Source organism: Nocardioides sp. zg-1228, from assembly GCF_017086465.1.
In the GTDB taxonomy this organism is placed as follows: domain Bacteria; phylum Actinomycetota; class Actinomycetes; order Propionibacteriales; family Nocardioidaceae; genus Nocardioides.
Window position 1 is genome coordinate 2,989,919 of record NZ_CP070961.1, and the last position, 14,433, is coordinate 3,004,351.

General features: G+C 72.5%; 11 protein-coding genes. 5 read left to right on the top strand and 6 right to left on the bottom strand.

What is annotated here, in order from left to right; genetic code table 11:
* The first annotated feature begins 89 nt into the window (after positions 1-89).
* A complete protein-coding gene (locus JX575_RS14400; protein ID WP_186340627.1) occupies positions 90-1,076 on the top strand; it encodes a Ku protein in 987 nt (328 codons plus the stop codon).
* 44 nt (positions 1,077-1,120) lie between these two features.
* On the opposite strand, the gene JX575_RS14405 is transcribed toward JX575_RS14400, so the two are convergent.
* The 3 genes from JX575_RS14405 to JX575_RS14415 form a co-directional block, all read right to left on the bottom strand.
* A complete protein-coding gene (locus tag JX575_RS14405) occupies positions 1,121-2,020 on the bottom strand; it encodes an alpha/beta hydrolase (RefSeq protein WP_186340626.1) in 900 nt (299 codons plus the stop codon).
* Between the two features lie 154 nt (positions 2,021-2,174).
* Positions 2,175-3,371 carry a CoA transferase gene (locus JX575_RS14410; protein ID WP_186340625.1) on the bottom strand — a complete coding sequence of 399 codons (1,197 nt, stop codon included), beginning with the start codon at positions 3,369-3,371 and terminating at the stop codon, positions 2,175-2,177.
* An 8-nt stretch (positions 3,372-3,379) separates the two neighbouring features.
* Positions 3,380-4,699 carry an SLC13 family permease gene (locus JX575_RS14415; protein ID WP_186340624.1) on the bottom strand — a complete coding sequence of 440 codons (1,320 nt, stop codon included), beginning with the start codon at positions 4,697-4,699 and terminating at the stop codon, positions 3,380-3,382.
* Positions 4,700-4,820: 121 nt separating this feature from the next.
* Between JX575_RS14415 and JX575_RS14420 the strand changes: the two genes are divergently transcribed.
* Both JX575_RS14420 and JX575_RS14425 read left to right on the top strand, forming a co-directional pair.
* The gene (locus tag JX575_RS14420; RefSeq protein ID WP_186340623.1) at positions 4,821-5,528 is read left to right on the top strand and encodes an FCD domain-containing protein; all 708 of its coding nucleotides are present in this window, start codon (positions 4,821-4,823) and stop codon (positions 5,526-5,528) included.
* The gene (locus JX575_RS14425; protein ID WP_186340622.1) at positions 5,525-6,295 is read left to right on the top strand and encodes a sulfite exporter TauE/SafE family protein; all 771 of its coding nucleotides are present in this window, start codon (positions 5,525-5,527) and stop codon (positions 6,293-6,295) included. The genes JX575_RS14420 and JX575_RS14425 overlap by 4 nt, the downstream gene beginning before the upstream one ends.
* A gap of 48 nt (positions 6,296-6,343) precedes the next feature.
* Here JX575_RS14425 and JX575_RS14430 read toward each other — a convergent pair whose 3' ends face one another.
* On the bottom strand, positions 6,344-11,215 hold the full coding sequence (locus JX575_RS14430; RefSeq protein ID WP_186340621.1) for an NAD-glutamate dehydrogenase: 4,872 nt from the start codon (positions 11,213-11,215) through the stop codon (positions 6,344-6,346).
* 181 nt (positions 11,216-11,396) lie between these two features.
* On the opposite strand from JX575_RS14430, the gene JX575_RS14435 reads away from it, so the two are divergent.
* On the top strand, positions 11,397-11,870 hold the full coding sequence (locus JX575_RS14435; RefSeq protein WP_186340620.1) for a DUF2505 domain-containing protein: 474 nt from the start codon (positions 11,397-11,399) through the stop codon (positions 11,868-11,870).
* A 138-nt stretch (positions 11,871-12,008) separates the two neighbouring features.
* On the top strand, positions 12,009-12,509 hold the full coding sequence (locus JX575_RS14440) for a hypothetical protein (RefSeq protein ID WP_241005173.1): 501 nt from the start codon (positions 12,009-12,011) through the stop codon (positions 12,507-12,509).
* On the opposite strand, the gene JX575_RS14445 is transcribed toward JX575_RS14440, so the two are convergent.
* Positions 12,502-12,753, bottom strand: coding sequence for a hypothetical protein (locus JX575_RS14445; protein ID WP_186340619.1), 252 nt, complete (start codon positions 12,751-12,753; stop codon positions 12,502-12,504). The two genes, JX575_RS14440 and JX575_RS14445, sit on opposite strands and share 8 nt — an antisense overlap.
* Positions 12,754-12,790: 37 nt before the next feature.
* The gene (gene pruA / locus JX575_RS14450) at positions 12,791-14,419 is read right to left on the bottom strand and encodes an L-glutamate gamma-semialdehyde dehydrogenase (protein ID WP_186340618.1); all 1,629 of its coding nucleotides are present in this window, start codon (positions 14,417-14,419) and stop codon (positions 12,791-12,793) included.
* Positions 14,420-14,433 lie beyond the last annotated feature (14 nt).

Sequence of the window (14,433 nt, forward strand, 5' to 3'; positions counted from 1 at the left end):
GGCGCACGGGGTGCAGTCTGGCACCAGGGCGCGCGGGCGGCACCCCGCGAGGGGAGACGACCGTCCGTGGCGGCGGCTATCGTCGGTGCATGCGTGCGATCTGGAAGGGTGCCGTCTCCTTCGGCCTGGTCAGTGTCCCGGTCAAGCTCTACGCCGCCACGGAGAGCCACGACGTGTCCTTCCGGCAGGTGCACGCCAAGGACGGCGGCCGGATCAAGTACCAGCGGGTCTGCTCCCTCGACGGCGAGGAGGTGGCCTACGCCGACATCGCCAAGGGCTACGAGACCGAGGACGGCGAGATGGTCATCCTCACCGACGACGACATGGCCGAGCTGCCCTCGACGTCGTCGCGGGAGATCGCGGTGGAGAAGTTCGTGCCCCGCGAGCAGATCGACCCACTGCTGTTCGAGAAGTCCTACTACCTCGAGCCCGAGGGCGCCGGCGCCAAGCCCTACGCCCTGCTGCGCCAGGCCCTCAAGGACGCCGACCGGATGGCGGTGGTGACCGTCGCGCTGCGCCAGCGCACCACCATCGCGGTGCTGCGGGTGCGCGAGACCGAGGCCGGGGAGGTCATCGTGCTCCAGACGATGATGTGGCCCGACGAGGTGCGCACCCCCGACTTCAAGGTCGAGGTCGACGACGCCAAGCCGCAGGAGGTCAAGATGGCCCACATGCTCGTCGAGACGCTGTCGGGCGACTTCGACGCCACCGAGTTCGAGGACGACTACGCCGGCGCCGTCGAGGCGCTCGTGAAGTCGAAGATCGAGGGTGGGGAGATCAAGCGCACCGAGACCTCCACCAAGACCTCCGGCGAGGTCGTCGACCTCCTGGCCGCGCTGCAGAAGTCGGTCGCCGCCGCCAAGAGCGCCCGCGGCGAGGACGCCGCCTCGTCCGACGACTCCGACTCCTCTGACGCCGATGCCGACGAGGACGAGAAGCCGGCGAGGAAGAGCGCCGCGAAGAAGCCCTCGGCCAAGAAGGCGCCCGCCAAGAAGGCGGCGGCGAAGAAGTCGAGCGCCACGAAGAGCACGACCAAGAAGACCGCGGCGAAGAAGCAGGCCAGGAAGGCCAGCTGACCCTCCCCTCAGGCCGAGGGCCGGGCCGTCAGGGGCCGGGGCCGTCAGGCGCTCGCGAGGTCGCGCAGGTCGGCGAGGATCTCCTCGAACCTCGCGACCAGCGAGATGTGTCCCTCGTCGTCGAACAGGTGCGCCCGTGCGCCGGGGATCGCGGCCGCGAGCCAGCGACCGTGCTCGAAGGGCACCATCTTGTCGTGGGCGCCCTGCCAGACCGAGGTGGGCACGGTGACCTCGGCGACGTCGAAGCCCCACGGCCGCACGATCTGCAGGGTGTCCTCCACCATGCCACCGGGTCCCTGCGCCATGGCGTGGCGGAAGGATGCGGCGACGTACCCGGCGAACCCGCCCGTCAGGGCAGCGGCGTCGACCTCGTCGACCAGGCCACCGAAGGCGGCGACGATGTCGTCGGCCGTCACGGCGCCCAGCTCGGCGGCCTGCTCGGTCGCGATCGGGAGGTAGGCCTCGCGACCGGACGCCGCGGCCGCGAAGTCGCGGACGTTCTCCGGACCCATGCCGGCGCTCCAGTCGAGCCCGGCGGCGTCGAACGGGGCGACGCCCGCGAGGAGGGCCACCGACCGGCACCGCTGCGGCATGGTCGCCGCGCACGCCAGGGCGCGCGGCCCGCCGCCGGAGTGGCCGAGCGTGACGAACTCGTCGATCCCGAGGTGGTCGAGCAGGGCCGCGGTGTCGTCGGCGTCGGCGACGAGCGGCACCGGCCATCCCTCCGGCGCGGGCCGGGGGGTGGAGGCGCCGTATCCCGGGCGTGAGCACGTGACCAGCCGGAGGCCGGCTCGCCCGGCGGCGTCCCACAGGGACGGGTCGACGACCGCGGCACTCGGGGTGCCGGAGTGGTGGACGAGCGCGAGTCCGTCGGGGGCGCCGCCGGTGAGGTACTCCAGCCGTCGCCCGTCGGGCAGGGTCAGCAGCTCAGCCGGGGAGGTCATGCCGGATCGTCGCACAGGTGCTCCGCGGTCAGGACGCGCCCACTCGACCCCGATGCGTGGTCAGGACGCGCCCACTCGGCCCCGATGCGTGGTCAGGACGCGCCCACTCGGCCCCGATGCGTGGTCAGGACGCGCCCACTCGACGGGTCCGGCGTCACGCGCCGCCCCCGCCGATCCACGAGCGGATCTCGTCGGCGTGCTGGTCGAGCAGCGGAGGGGCGACGTGGTCGCGCCGGGTGACCTCGGTGCCTTCGGCGTCGAAGAACCGCAGCGGCGGGCCGGGCAGGGTGATGTCGCCGAGCGTGGGGTGCTCGACGTCGACGAGCAGTCCCTGACTGGCGACCTGGTCCCACACATAGACCTCGTCGAGCGTGCGCACCTTGCCCGCCGGCACGCCGACCTCGGCGAGGCGGGCGAGCAGGGGCTCGGCGTCCCAGTCGGCGAAGGCCCGCTCGACCACCTCGATGACCTCCTCGCGGCGGGCGACCCGCTCGCCGTTGGTGGCCATCCCCTCGGCCTCGGGGTCGAGCCCGAAGCCCTCGCAGAACCGCCTCCACAGCCCCTCGCTGCCCAGCGCGATCTGCACCGCGCCGTCACGGCAGTGGAACAGGCCGTAGGGGGCGATCGAGGGGTGGTGGTTGCCCTGGGCGCGCCCGACCTCGCCGGCCACGGTCCAGCGGGTGCCCTGGAAGGCGTGCACCCCCACGACCGACGCGAGCAGCGACGTACGCACGACCGTGCCCTTGCCGGTGCGCTCGCGCTCGTGGAGCGCGGCGAGCACGCCGTAGGCGCCGTACATCCCCGACAGCAGGTCGGCGATGGGCACGCCGACGCGCTGCGGGTCGTCGGGACCCGACCCGGTGAGCGACATCAGGCCCGCCTCGCCCTGGGCGATCTGGTCGTAGCCGGCGCGACCTCCCTCGGGACCGTCGTGGCCGAAGCCGGTGATGGAGAGCACCACGAGCCGCGGGTTGCGGCGCATCAGCTCCTCGATGCCGAGGCCGAGGCGCTCCAGCACGCCGGTGCGGAAGTTCTCGACCAGCACGTCGGCGCGCTCGACGAGGCCGACCAGCACGTCCGTGTCGACGTCGTCCTTGAGGTCGAGCGCGATCGACTCCTTGTTGCGGTTGGTGCAGAGGAAGTAGGTCGACTGGCGCGCGTCGGGCTCGCCGACGAACGGCGGTCCCCAGCCGCGGGTGTCGTCGCCGCTGCCGGGCGCCTCGACCTTGATCACCCGCGCGCCGAGGTCGCCGAGCATCTGGGTGGCGTGCGGGCCGGCGAGCGCGCGGGTGAGGTCGACGACCAGGAGGTCGGAGAGCGGGCCGGTCGGGGATGCGGTCGCGTCGGTCATGTCGGGGTTCACCATCCGGGGAGGACGAGGGCGGCCCAGACGAGCAGCGGCCCGGCCAGGGTGACGATCACGGCGTAGGTCAGGATCTGCTTGTAGTAGACCGGCTCCTCGATCGTGTCGGGCTTGTTGGCGAGCATGAGCGCACCGTTGGTCGAGAACGGGCTGACGTCGACGATGGTCGAGGCGACGGCGAGGGCCGCGACGAACATCGCCGCGTTGATGCCGCCGTCGGCGATGAGGGGCACGGCGATCGGGATGATGACCGGCAGCAGCGCGGTCGAGGAGGCGAACGCCGACACGACGCCGCCGACGTAGCAGAGGACGAGGGCACCGATGGCGGCCGCACCGAGGCCGGCGGCCCAGCTGCCGACGAACTCCGGCGAGCCGGCGGTGGTGAGGATCGTGGCGTAGGTGCTGACGCCGGCGACGAGGAGCACGGTGGGCCAGGCCACCTGGCGGATGGCGTCCTTGTGCTCGTTGGGCGAGAGCATCGCGAGGATGACCGCGGCCGTGATGGCGACGAAGCCGATGTTCTTGTCGAAGACGAGGGCGACCAGGGCCACCCCGACGAACGCGACCAGGGTGAGCACCTGGTCGCGGCGCACGCCCTGGGCCTGGGTGCCGACCGGGGCGGTCGCGCCCATCCCCCGCGCCGGCACCGTGACTCCGCCGCGGTGCAGGTCGTCGTCGAGCGTGTCGTCGTCGTCCGGGTCGATCCGCAGCGCCATCAGCTTGCGGCCGCCGAGGACCACGAAGAGGATCGCGGCCATCACCGTGTTGACGACCAGGCTGGCGAGGAAGACGGTGATCTCGCTCGAGGGCAGGCCGGCGTCCTCCATCACCGAGTTGGTGATGACGCCGTAGATGCTGATCGGCGAGAAGCCGCCGGCCTGGGCGCCGTGCACGACGAACATGCCCATCATCAGCGGGCTGATGCCGTAGCGCCCGGCGAAGCCCAGCGCGATCGGGCCGATGATCGCGCACGCGGCGGGGCTGACCGCGCCGATGCCGGTGAGGACGCCGGTGACGGCGAACATCACCCACGGGATCAGCGCCACGCGTCCGCCGACGGCGCGCACGGCCGTGCGCACGATCAGGTCGACGGTGCCGTTGTTGCGGGCGATGGCGAACAGGTAGGTGACGCCGATCAGCGTCAGGATCAGGTCGCCGCTGACGCCGGCCAGGATCTCCTTCTCGTCGAGGTCGAGGGCGTACATGCCGACGAACCACGCGGCCACGTAGGCCAGCGCGCCCATGTTGATCGGCAGCACCGTGCCGACCACGAACAACGCGACCAGCGCGATGATCGCAATCCATTCCGGACCCATTGCGGTCCCCTTCCGAGTAGAGGGCCGGCACGGCGGGGCCTCGGGGGGTGGCCCTGGTCACAGCGCGGCGCAGTGGCCTAGCCAATAGGACAATGAGCCGGATCGTCAATAGGCTGGAGACATGTCCGAGTCGTCCTCCTTCCCCCAGCGCCTGCTCCGTACGCGGCTCTACGAGCAGGTCGCCGGGCAGATCTCGGCCTGGATCGACGACAACGGGCTGACGGCGGGCGACCGGCTGCCCCCCGAGCGCGAGCTGGCCCAGCGCCTCGGCGTCAGCCGCGCCACGCTCAGCCAGGCGCTCGTCGCGCTGGAGGTGATCGGCGTGGTCGAGGTGCGCCACGGCGACGGCACCGTCGTCACCGCCGGGCACCGCACGACGCGCCGCATCGTCGACGCGATCCGCAGCCACGCCGACCGGCTGCCCGAGATCATCGAGACCCGCGACGCCCTCGAGACCAAGATCGCCGCGCTCGCCGCCGTGCGTCGTACCGACGACGACCTCGCGCGCATCGACGACGCCCTCGACGCGATGGCCGCCGACATCGAGGCCGGCGGGCGCGGCGTGGAGGGCGACGAGCGCTTCCACGGCGCGGTCACCGCCGCGTCGCACTCCCTGCTCCTGGCCCGGCTGATGGACGAGATCGGCGACCTGGTCGAGGAGACGCGGCTGGAGTCGCTCGGCCAGCCGGGCCGCCCCCAGGACTCGCTGGCCGGCCACCGCGCGATCGCCGAGGCGATCCGTGCGCAGGACGCGGCCGGCGCGGCCGAGGCGATGCACGCGCACGTGGCGCTGGTCAGCGACGTCGCGCTCCTCCGCGAGCAGCAGTGAGTCCCGCGGAGCTGGTCCTGGTCGTGGCGACCGGGCTCGCCGCCGGCGTCCTGTCGTCCACCGTCGGGGTCGCGTCGCTGCTCAGCTTCCCCGTCCTCGTCGGCCTCGGGCTGCCCCCGGTCGTCGCCAACGTCTCCAACACCATGGGGCTCATCCCCGGAGGGCTCGGCGGGGTCGTCGGCTACCGGCAGGAGGTGCGCGAGGCGGGTCGCGTGGCGTACGTGATCATGGTCGTCTGCGGCCTCGGCGCGATCCTCGGCGCCGCGCTCCTGATCGGACTGCCACCCGGCGTCTTCGAGGCGATCGTGCCCTACCTGATCCTCTTCACCTGCCTGCTCGTCGGCATCCAGCCGCGGATCGCCGCCTGGCTGCGGGCGCGCCACGAGACACGCCACGGCGTCGCCCTGGCCGAGCGCCGTCACATGTCGCCCCTGACCACCGTCTTCGCCACGATCACGGGCGTCTACGGCGGATACTTCGGCGCCGGCGCGGGGGTGATGATGGTCGCGGTGCTCGGCATCGGCACCGACCTCGAGCTGCGCGTCGTCAACGGGCTGAAGACCCTGTCGCTGATGGTCGGCAACATCGTCGCGGGCGCCATCTTCGCCGTCGTGGCCGACCCGCGCTGGGACGTCGTGGTGCTGCTCGCGGCCGGCTCGCTGGTCGGCGGCTACGTCGGCGCGCGCATCGGTCGCAAGCTGCCCGACGCGGTCTTCCGTGGTGCCGTCGTCGCGGCGGGCGTGGTGGCGGCGCTCCTGCTGTTCTGAGTCCTGGCCGGCCCGGGCCCGGCGCACAGCCGGGCCCGGGGCCGCCCCTCAGGACAGCAGGCCCCGCACCACCCGCAGGCCGACGGACAGGCGCGCCAGCTCGGCGCTCTCCTCGCGGCAGATCTCCTCGAGCGTCTTGGCCGCCCGCCCGACCAGCTGCGCGTCGGCCTCCTCCCACGCCGCCACCCGGGCCGGCGCCGGGTCGGCGGCGTCGGTCGACTCCAGCACCTGCGCCGTGAGCTGCTGGTGCACACCGTAGAGGTCGTCGCGCACCGCGGCCCGCGCCATCGTCTGCCACCGGTCGTCGCGAGGCAGGCCGAAGATCCGCTCCACCATGGCCGGCAGCCCCAGTCGCTCGCCCAGGGCGAAGTGCACCCGGGCCACCTCGACGGGGTCGAGGTCGAGCCGGTCGGCGGTCTCCACGATGCCGAGCAGCGCGTAGGCCGAGGCCAGCACCGCCACCCGGGACGCCAGGTCGGCGGGGACGCCCTGGTCGGTCAGCCGCTTCTCCCGGGCCTGGTAGTCGTCGAGCTCGCGCCCGCTCATGATCTCCGGCAGCGCGGCCATGACCGTCTGCACGCGCTCGCGGAAGAACTCGACCGTGGCCCTCGAGTCGAGCGGGGGCCGCCGGTTGGTGACCAGCCAGCGCGACGCGCGCTCGACGAGGGTGCGCATCTCGATGCGCATCCGGGTCTGCCGCTCGGCGGGCACCTGGTTGTCGAGCGCCGCGATCTCCTGGCGCAGCGGCAGCGAGCCGAAGATCTCGCGCGCGACGAAGTTGGCACGGGTCAGGTCGGCCGGGCTCGCGCCGGTCTCGCCCTGGAGCCGCGGCCAGAACGTCATGCCGGCGCCGTTGACCAGGTCGTTGACCACCTGGGTCACGATGATCTCGCGCCGCAGGGGGTGGTCCTCGATGGCCGCCTCGAGGTCGGGCAGCATCTGCCTCGGGAAGTAGCCCAGCAGGTCCTCGCGCAGGTAGGGGTCGTCGGGCAGGTCGGAGTCGATGAGCTCCTCGGCCAGCACGATCTTCGTCCACGCCAGCAGCACCGAGAGCTCGGGCGTCGACAGCGCCTGCTTGCGGTCGAGGCGGCGGCGGACCTGACGAGTGCTGGGCAGCCCCTCGAGCTCGCGGTTGAGCACGCCGCGGCGCTCGAGCGCGCGCATCCACTCCTCGTGCACGTGCAGCAGCGACGGCGCGTGCGCCTGGGCGTTGGCGAGCGCGAGGTTCTGCTCGTAGTTGTCGCGCAGGACCAGCTCGCCGACCTCGTCGGTCATCGCGGCGAGGAGCGTGTTGCGCGCGTCCTCGTCCATCGCACCCGCGCGCACCACGCGGTCGAGCAGGATCTTGATGTTGACCTCGTGGTCGGAGGTGTCGACGCCGGCGGAGTTGTCGATGAAGTCGGTGTTGATCCGCCCGCCGTCGCCGTTGACGCCGAACCGGGCGTACTCCACGCGACCGAGCTGGGTGAAGCCGAGGTTGCCGCCCTCCCCCACGCAGCGGGCCCGCAGGTCCTCGCCGTTGACGCGGATCGCGTCGTTGGCCTTGTCGCCGGCGTCGGCGTTGGTCTCCTCCGAGGACTTCACGTAGGTGCCGATGCCGCCGTTCCAGAGCAGGTCGACCGGCGCGAGCAGGATCGCCTTCATCAGCTCGGCGGGGGTGAGCGCGGTGACGTCGGCGCCCAGCCCGAGCACCTGGCGCACCTGCGCCGACACCGGGATCGACTTGGCCGAGCGGGGCCACACCCCGCCGCCCTCGGAGATGAGGGAGGTGTCGTAGTCGCGCCAGCTCGACCGCGGCAGCTCGAAGAGCCGGCGCCGCTCGGCGTACGACGTCGCGGCGTCGGGCGAGGGGTCGATGAAGATGTCGCGGTGGTCGAACGCCGCCACCAGCCGGGTGTGCTCGGAGCAGAGCATGCCGTTGCCGAAGACGTCGCCGGACATGTCGCCGATGCCCACCGCGGTGAAGTCCTCGGTCTGGCAGTCGACGCCCATCTCGCGGAAGTGGCGCTGGACCGAGACCCACGCGCCGCGGGCGGTGATGCCCATCGCCTTGTGGTCGTAGCCCACCGACCCGCCGGAGGCGAAGGCGTCGCCCAGCCAGAAGCCGTAGTCCTTGGCCACGCCGTTGGCGATGTCGGAGAACGTCGCGGTGCCCTTGTCAGCCGCGACGACGAGGTAGGAATCGTCGCCGTCGTGGCGCACCACCTCGCGGGGCGGCACGGGCCGGCCGTCGACGAGGTTGTCGGTGATGTCGAGCAGGCCCGAGATGAACATGCGGTAGCAGGCCACGCCCTCGGCCAGCCACGCGTCGCGGTCGGAGGGGTCGGGGAGCTGCTTGCAGAAGAACGCGCCCTTGGCCCCCACCGGGACGATCACGGTGTTCTTCACCATCTGCGCCTTGACCAGGCCCAGCACCTCGGTGCGGAAGTCGTCGCGACGGTCCGACCAGCGCAGGCCGCCGCGCGCGACGGCGCCGAAGCGCAGGTGGGAGCCCTCGACGCGCGGGCTGTAGACGAAGATCTCGAAGCGCGGTCGCGGCTCGGGCAGCTCGGGGATGGCCGACGGCTCGAGCTTGAACGAGATGTAGGGGTGCACGTCGCCGTCGGCGGAGCGCTGGAAGAAGTTGGTGCGCAGCGTCGCGCGGATCAGCGTGCGGTAGGAGCGCAGGATGCGGTCGTGGTCGAGGCTGACGACGTCGTCGAGGGCCCTGGCCAGCCGCTCCTCCACCGCCTCCACCTTCGCCACGCGCGCCTCCGCGTCGTGCTCGAGCGCCCGGCCGTCGCGGCCGGGGTCGAAGCGCGCCTCGAAGAGCTCGACGAGCAGGCGGGTGATGTCGACGTTGCTGCGCAGCGCCTCCTCGATGTAGTCGAGCGCGAAGGGCGAGTTGCCCTGCTTGAGGTACTTCGCGTAGGCGCGCAGCACGGTGGCCTGGCGCCAGGTCAGCCCGGCCGCGAGCACGAGCCGGTTGAAGCCGTCGATCTCGTTGTAGCCGTCCCACACCGCGCGCAGCGCCTCCGCGAACAGCGCTCGCTCGCGGGGGGCCAGCACCCGGCCGTGGCGCAGGCCGAACTCGTAGATGAACGACGGGCGCGCGAGCCCGCTGAGCTCGTAGGGCCGCTCGTCGACGACCTCGACGCCCATCGAGGTGAGCATCGGCAGCATCGCGCTCAGCGACAGGGGCTCGCCCACGCGGAAGACCTTGAGCCGCGACTCGCCTCGCCGGTAGGTGCCGCGGACCTCGTCCTGGTCGAAGAGCGCGAGGTCGATGCCCTCCTCGCCCTGGATGGCCTCGATGCGCCCGAGGTCGGCCGAGGCGCGCTGGGGCTGGTAGTCCTCCTTGTAGGCCTCGGGGAACGCCTCGGACCACGCCCGCGCCAGCGTCGACCCCTCGTCGACGCCGTACTCGGCGACCACGGCCGCCACGAAGTCGTCGCGCCACGAGCGCGAGGCCTCCATCAGCCGCCGCTCGAGGTCGGGCACGTCGATCTCGGGCACCTGCGCGCCCTTGGGCGGGTGCACCACGAAGTGCACCCGCGCGGTCGTCGACTCGTTGACCCGGGCGGTGAACTCGACGTGCTCGCCGCCGAGCTGCTCGCGCAGGATCTCGGAGAACCGCTCCCGCACGGCCGTGTTGTAGCGGTCGCGCGGGAGGTAGACGAGGACCGACACGTAGCGCCCGTAGGTGTCGCGGCGCACGAACGCGCGCAGCTGGCGGCGCTCGCGGGCGCTCATCACGTCCTGCGCGACCGGGGCCAGCTCGTCGGGCGAGGTGTGGAAGAGCTCGTCGCGGGGGTAGTTCTCCAAGGTGTCCATCAGCGCCTTGCCGGCGTGGCTGCGCGGGTCGAAGCCGGCGTGGCGCATCACCTCGGTGACCTTCTCGCGAAGCACCGGGATGCGGGTGACCGACTCGGTGTAGGCGGCGCTGGAGAACAGGCCGAGGAAGCGGCGCTCGCCGACCACCTCGCCGTCGGGGCCGAACGTCTTCACCCCGACGTAGTCGAGGTAGGCCGGACGGTGCACGGTGGCGCGCGAGTTGGCCTTCGCCAGCACCAGCAGCCTCTTCTCCCTAGCCTTGGCCTTGACCAGCGGGGGCAGCTTGGCGAACGACGTCGACAGGTCCTGGTCGTGGCGCAGGATGCCCAGCCCGGAGCCCGGCACGGCCCGGAGCCCGCATTCCTCGGGCGCGCCCTCCTCGGCCTCGAGCCGATACTCCCGGTAGCCCAGGAAGGTGAAGTGGTCGTCGGCCAGCCAGGTGAGGAAGTCGCGGCCCTGACGCAGCTCCTCCGCGGGCAGCGGCGGCGGCGCCTGGTCGAGCTCGGTGACCACGGCGAGGGCCTGGGCGTGCATCTTCTGCCAGTCCTCGACCGACTCGCGCACGTCGCGGAGGACCCGCTGCAGCGCCTCGGTGATCTCGGCGGCCTCCTCGTCGTCGGTGCGGTCGATCTCGAGGTGCATCCACGACTCGGTGGCCTCGGGAGCCTCCGTGGTGTCGCTGCTCGCGGCCCGGGGCTCGTGGGCGTGCACGTGCTGGAGCGCGCCGGTGATGTCGCGCTCGACGGCCAGCTGGGGGTGGACCACCGCGTACACGGTGTGCCCGAGGCGGTTGAGCTCCATCGTCACGGAGTCCACGAGGAAGGGCATGTCGTCGGTGACCACCTCGACGACGGAGCGGCCCGACGCCGACCAGCCGGAGCCGGCGATCGTGGGGGTCACCACGCGCACGGCGGCGGTGCCCTGCGGTCGCGCCGAGGCGAGCTCGCGGTGCGACGCCACGGCGCCGAGCAGGTCGTCCGGGGACCGCTCGGCGACCTCCTCCGGAGCGACGTGGCGGTAGTAGGCCCGGAGCAGGTCGCCCCACTCCGGACGGTCCGCCGTCGCCGCTTTGAGCTGCTGGTCCTTGGTCTCCTCAGGCGTGGCCACGCATCGACCCTAGGACGCGCGATGTGACCGTCACAACACGGGTCCGTGGCGCCGCACTCGCGAGCCTTCCACGGGCACGGACGTCACCGTCCTCGCCGCGTCGCGACTGGTCGGCCATGATGGGTCACCGGTCGGGACGCCCGTCCCGACCGCCCGCACGAACACTCCGGAGGACCCACAGATGGGCAAGCGCGTGGTCAAGGACATCACCTACGACGCCCCGCTCGACGAGGTGTGGGCGATGCTCACCGACCCGGCGTTCCGCGAGCGGGTGCTCGAGCGGATGAAGGTCGTGCGGGGCAGCGTCGTGGTCGAGGGAGGGGTGGTGACCCTCGACCAGGTGCAGTCCGCCTCCGGCCTGCCGTCGTTCGCCACCAAGCTGGTCGGCGACGAGATCCGCATCGTGCAGGTGGAGACCTGGCGCTCCCCCGAGCGCGCCGACATCGAGGTCACGATCCCGGGCAAGCCGGGCGAGATGTCCGGCACGGCGACGCTCACCGAGTCGGGCGGGCGCACCACCCAGCGGGTCGACCTCGAGGTCACCGTGCGCCTGCCGCTGGTCGGCGGCAAGATCGAGGGGCTCGTCGGCGACCTGCTCCTCAAGGCGCTCGACGCCGAGCACCGCACGGGCGTCGAGTGGCTCGCGTCCCGGTGAACGACCTGCTCGCCGAGTCGTACGACGCCCTGGCCGGCGTCGTCGGCGGGTTGGGCGAGGAGGACGGCTGGGCGCCGACCGGATGCCGGGGATGGGCCGTGCGCGACCTGGTGTGGCACCTGCACGCCGACGCCGTGCGTGGCCTCGTCGCGGCCCACACACCGGCGGGACGCGCGCCCGACTGCGACGCGGTCGGCTACTGGCGGTCGTGGGGGAGCCGACCCGGAGGCCGACGAGCGCAGCCGGCGCGCCACGCGGGTCGAGGCCGGCCTGGACGGCTTCGCCGACCTGCGCGGGCGCTACCTCGAGGCCGCGGCCGCAGCCCGGCGCGCCGTCGGCTCCCTGCCGGTCGCGACGGTGCTGGCGACGCAGGGGCACGCGCTGCGCGCCGACGACCTCGCGAGCACCCTGGCGGTCGAGGCGACGCTGCACCACGCCGACCTGGTCGCGCACCTCGACGCCGCCGGTCCCACCGACGCGGGCCTCGCGGAGGTGCGACGGGTGGTCGAGGCTCTCCTGGGCCGAGCGCTCCCGGACTGGTCGGACCGGCGGGTGGCCCTGGTGGGCACCGGGCGCGCCGAGCCGAGCGACGCCGAGCACCGGGACCTGGCGGGACTGGCCGTCCCGGTCTTCAGCTGAGTCGCTCGTCCGCCGCGGCGGTGGTCGACTCGGGGTGAGCGGGGGCCTCGGGCCCAGGACCCTCGGCGTCGACCCCCTCGGACCTCCGGGCGCTCGCCCGGTCGTCCTCGCGGCGCCGCCGCCACACCACCAGGCCGAGCAGCAGGAACGGGCCGAACGCCAGCAGCAGCGTCAGCGCCTGCTCGTAGGGGTGGAGCGCCCCCATGTGCCACAGGGGACGGAGCGGGAGGACGGGGACGAGCACGCCCCCATCCTCCCCCATCCGGCCGAGGGCCGGGACGTCAGCCCTGGTGGGGGTAGCGGTGGTCGGTCGGAGGCACGAAGGTCTCCTTGATCGAGCGCGGTGAGGTCCAGCGCAGCAGGTTGACCGCGGCACCGGCCTTGTCGTTGGTGCCCGACGCCCGACCGCCGCCGAACGGCTGTTGGCCGACCACGGCACCGGTGGGCTTGTCGTTGACGTAGAAGTTGCCGGCCGCGAACCGCAGCGTCTTGCGCGCCCACGCGATCGCCGAGCGGTCCTGGGCGATGATCGCGCCGGTCAGCGCGTACGGGGCGAACGACTCCATCTGTGCCACCACCGACTCGAAGTCGGCGTCGTCGTAGACGTGCACGGCCAGGATCGGCCCGAAGTACTCCTCGGAGAACATCTGGTCGGTCGGGTCGCTCGACTCCACGATCGTGGGCCGCACGAACCAGCCCACCGAGTCGTCGGTCTGCCCGCCGGCGAGCAGGGTGAGGTGGTCGGTGGCCTCGACCCGCGCGATGGCCAAGCGGTGCTTGGCGAACGCCCGGTCGTCGATGACCGCGCCCATGAAGTGGGACAGGTCGGTCACGTCGCCCATGGTGAGCGCCTCGGTGTCGGCGATGAGCTGGTCCTTGATCTTCGCCCACACCGAGCGCGGGACGTAGGCGCGCGAGGCCGCCGAGCACTTCTGGCCCTGGTACTCGAACGCGCCCCGGATCATCGCGACCCGCAGCACGTCGGGGTCGGCGCTGGGGTGGGCGACGATGAAGTCCTTGCCACCGGTCTCGCCCACGATGCGCGGGTAGGAGCGGTAGCCGGCGATGTTCTCCCCCACTGTGCGCCACAGGTGCTGGAACGTCGGGGTGGAGCCGGTGAAGTGGATGCCGGCCAGGTCGCGGTGCGCCAGCGTCACCGTGGAGACGTCGAGGCCGTCGCCGGGGAGCATGTTGATCACGCCCGGCGGCATCCCGGCCTCCTCGAGCAGCTCCATCGTCAGCGACGCGGCCAGCTGCTGGGTCGGCGACGGCTTCCAGATCACCGTGTTGCCCATCAGCGCCGGGGCGGTCGGCAGGTTGCCGGCGATCGCGGTGAAGTTGAACGGCGTGATCGCGTAGACGAAGCCCTCGAGGGGGCGGTGGTCGGTGCGGTTCCAGATGCCGGGGCTGTTGGCGATCGGCTGGTCGGTGAGGATCTGCTTGGCGTAGTGGACGTTGAAGCGCCAGAAGTCGATCAGCTCGCACGCCGCGTCGATCTCGGCCTGCACCGCCGTCTTCGACTGCCCCAGCATCGTCGCGGCGTTGAGCCGCTGCCGCCACGGTCCGGCCAGCAGGTCGGCGGCCTTGAGGATGATCGCGCACCGCTCGTCGAACGGCATCCCCCGCCAGCCCGGCGCGGCCTTGGCGGCCGCCGCGATCGCGTCCTCAGCGTCCTTCGTGGTCGCGTTGCGCAGCGTGCCCAGCACGTGGGCGTGGTCGTGCGGCTGCACGACCTCGATCTCGGCGCCGCCGCCGTCACGGCGCTCGCCGCCGATCACGGCCGGGAGGGAACGCTGCTGCGTCTCCAGCCGCGCCAGCTCCGTCACGAGGGTCTCTCGCTCCGCGGTGCCGGGCGCGTAGGTCAGGTTGGGCTCGTTGGTGGGAGCCGGCGGAAAGGTGATCGCGTCCATGCCGTGATCGTGTC

Coding starts and splice junctions, on each gene's coding strand:
- JX575_RS14400 (WP_186340627.1), top strand. CDS start 90: ATGCGTGCGATCTGGAAGGGTGCCGTCTCCTTCGGCCTGGTCAGTGTC.
- JX575_RS14405 (WP_186340626.1), bottom strand. CDS start 2,020: ATGACCTCCCCGGCTGAGCTGCTGACCCTGCCCGACGGGCGACGGCTG.
- JX575_RS14410 (WP_186340625.1), bottom strand. CDS start 3,371: ATGACCGACGCGACCGCATCCCCGACCGGCCCGCTCTCCGACCTCCTG.
- JX575_RS14415 (WP_186340624.1), bottom strand. CDS start 4,699: ATGGGTCCGGAATGGATTGCGATCATCGCGCTGGTCGCGTTGTTCGTG.
- JX575_RS14420 (WP_186340623.1), top strand. CDS start 4,821: ATGTCCGAGTCGTCCTCCTTCCCCCAGCGCCTGCTCCGTACGCGGCTC.
- JX575_RS14435 (WP_186340620.1), top strand. CDS start 11,397: ATGGGCAAGCGCGTGGTCAAGGACATCACCTACGACGCCCCGCTCGAC.
- pruA (WP_186340618.1), bottom strand. CDS start 14,419: ATGGACGCGATCACCTTTCCGCCGGCTCCCACCAACGAGCCCAACCTG.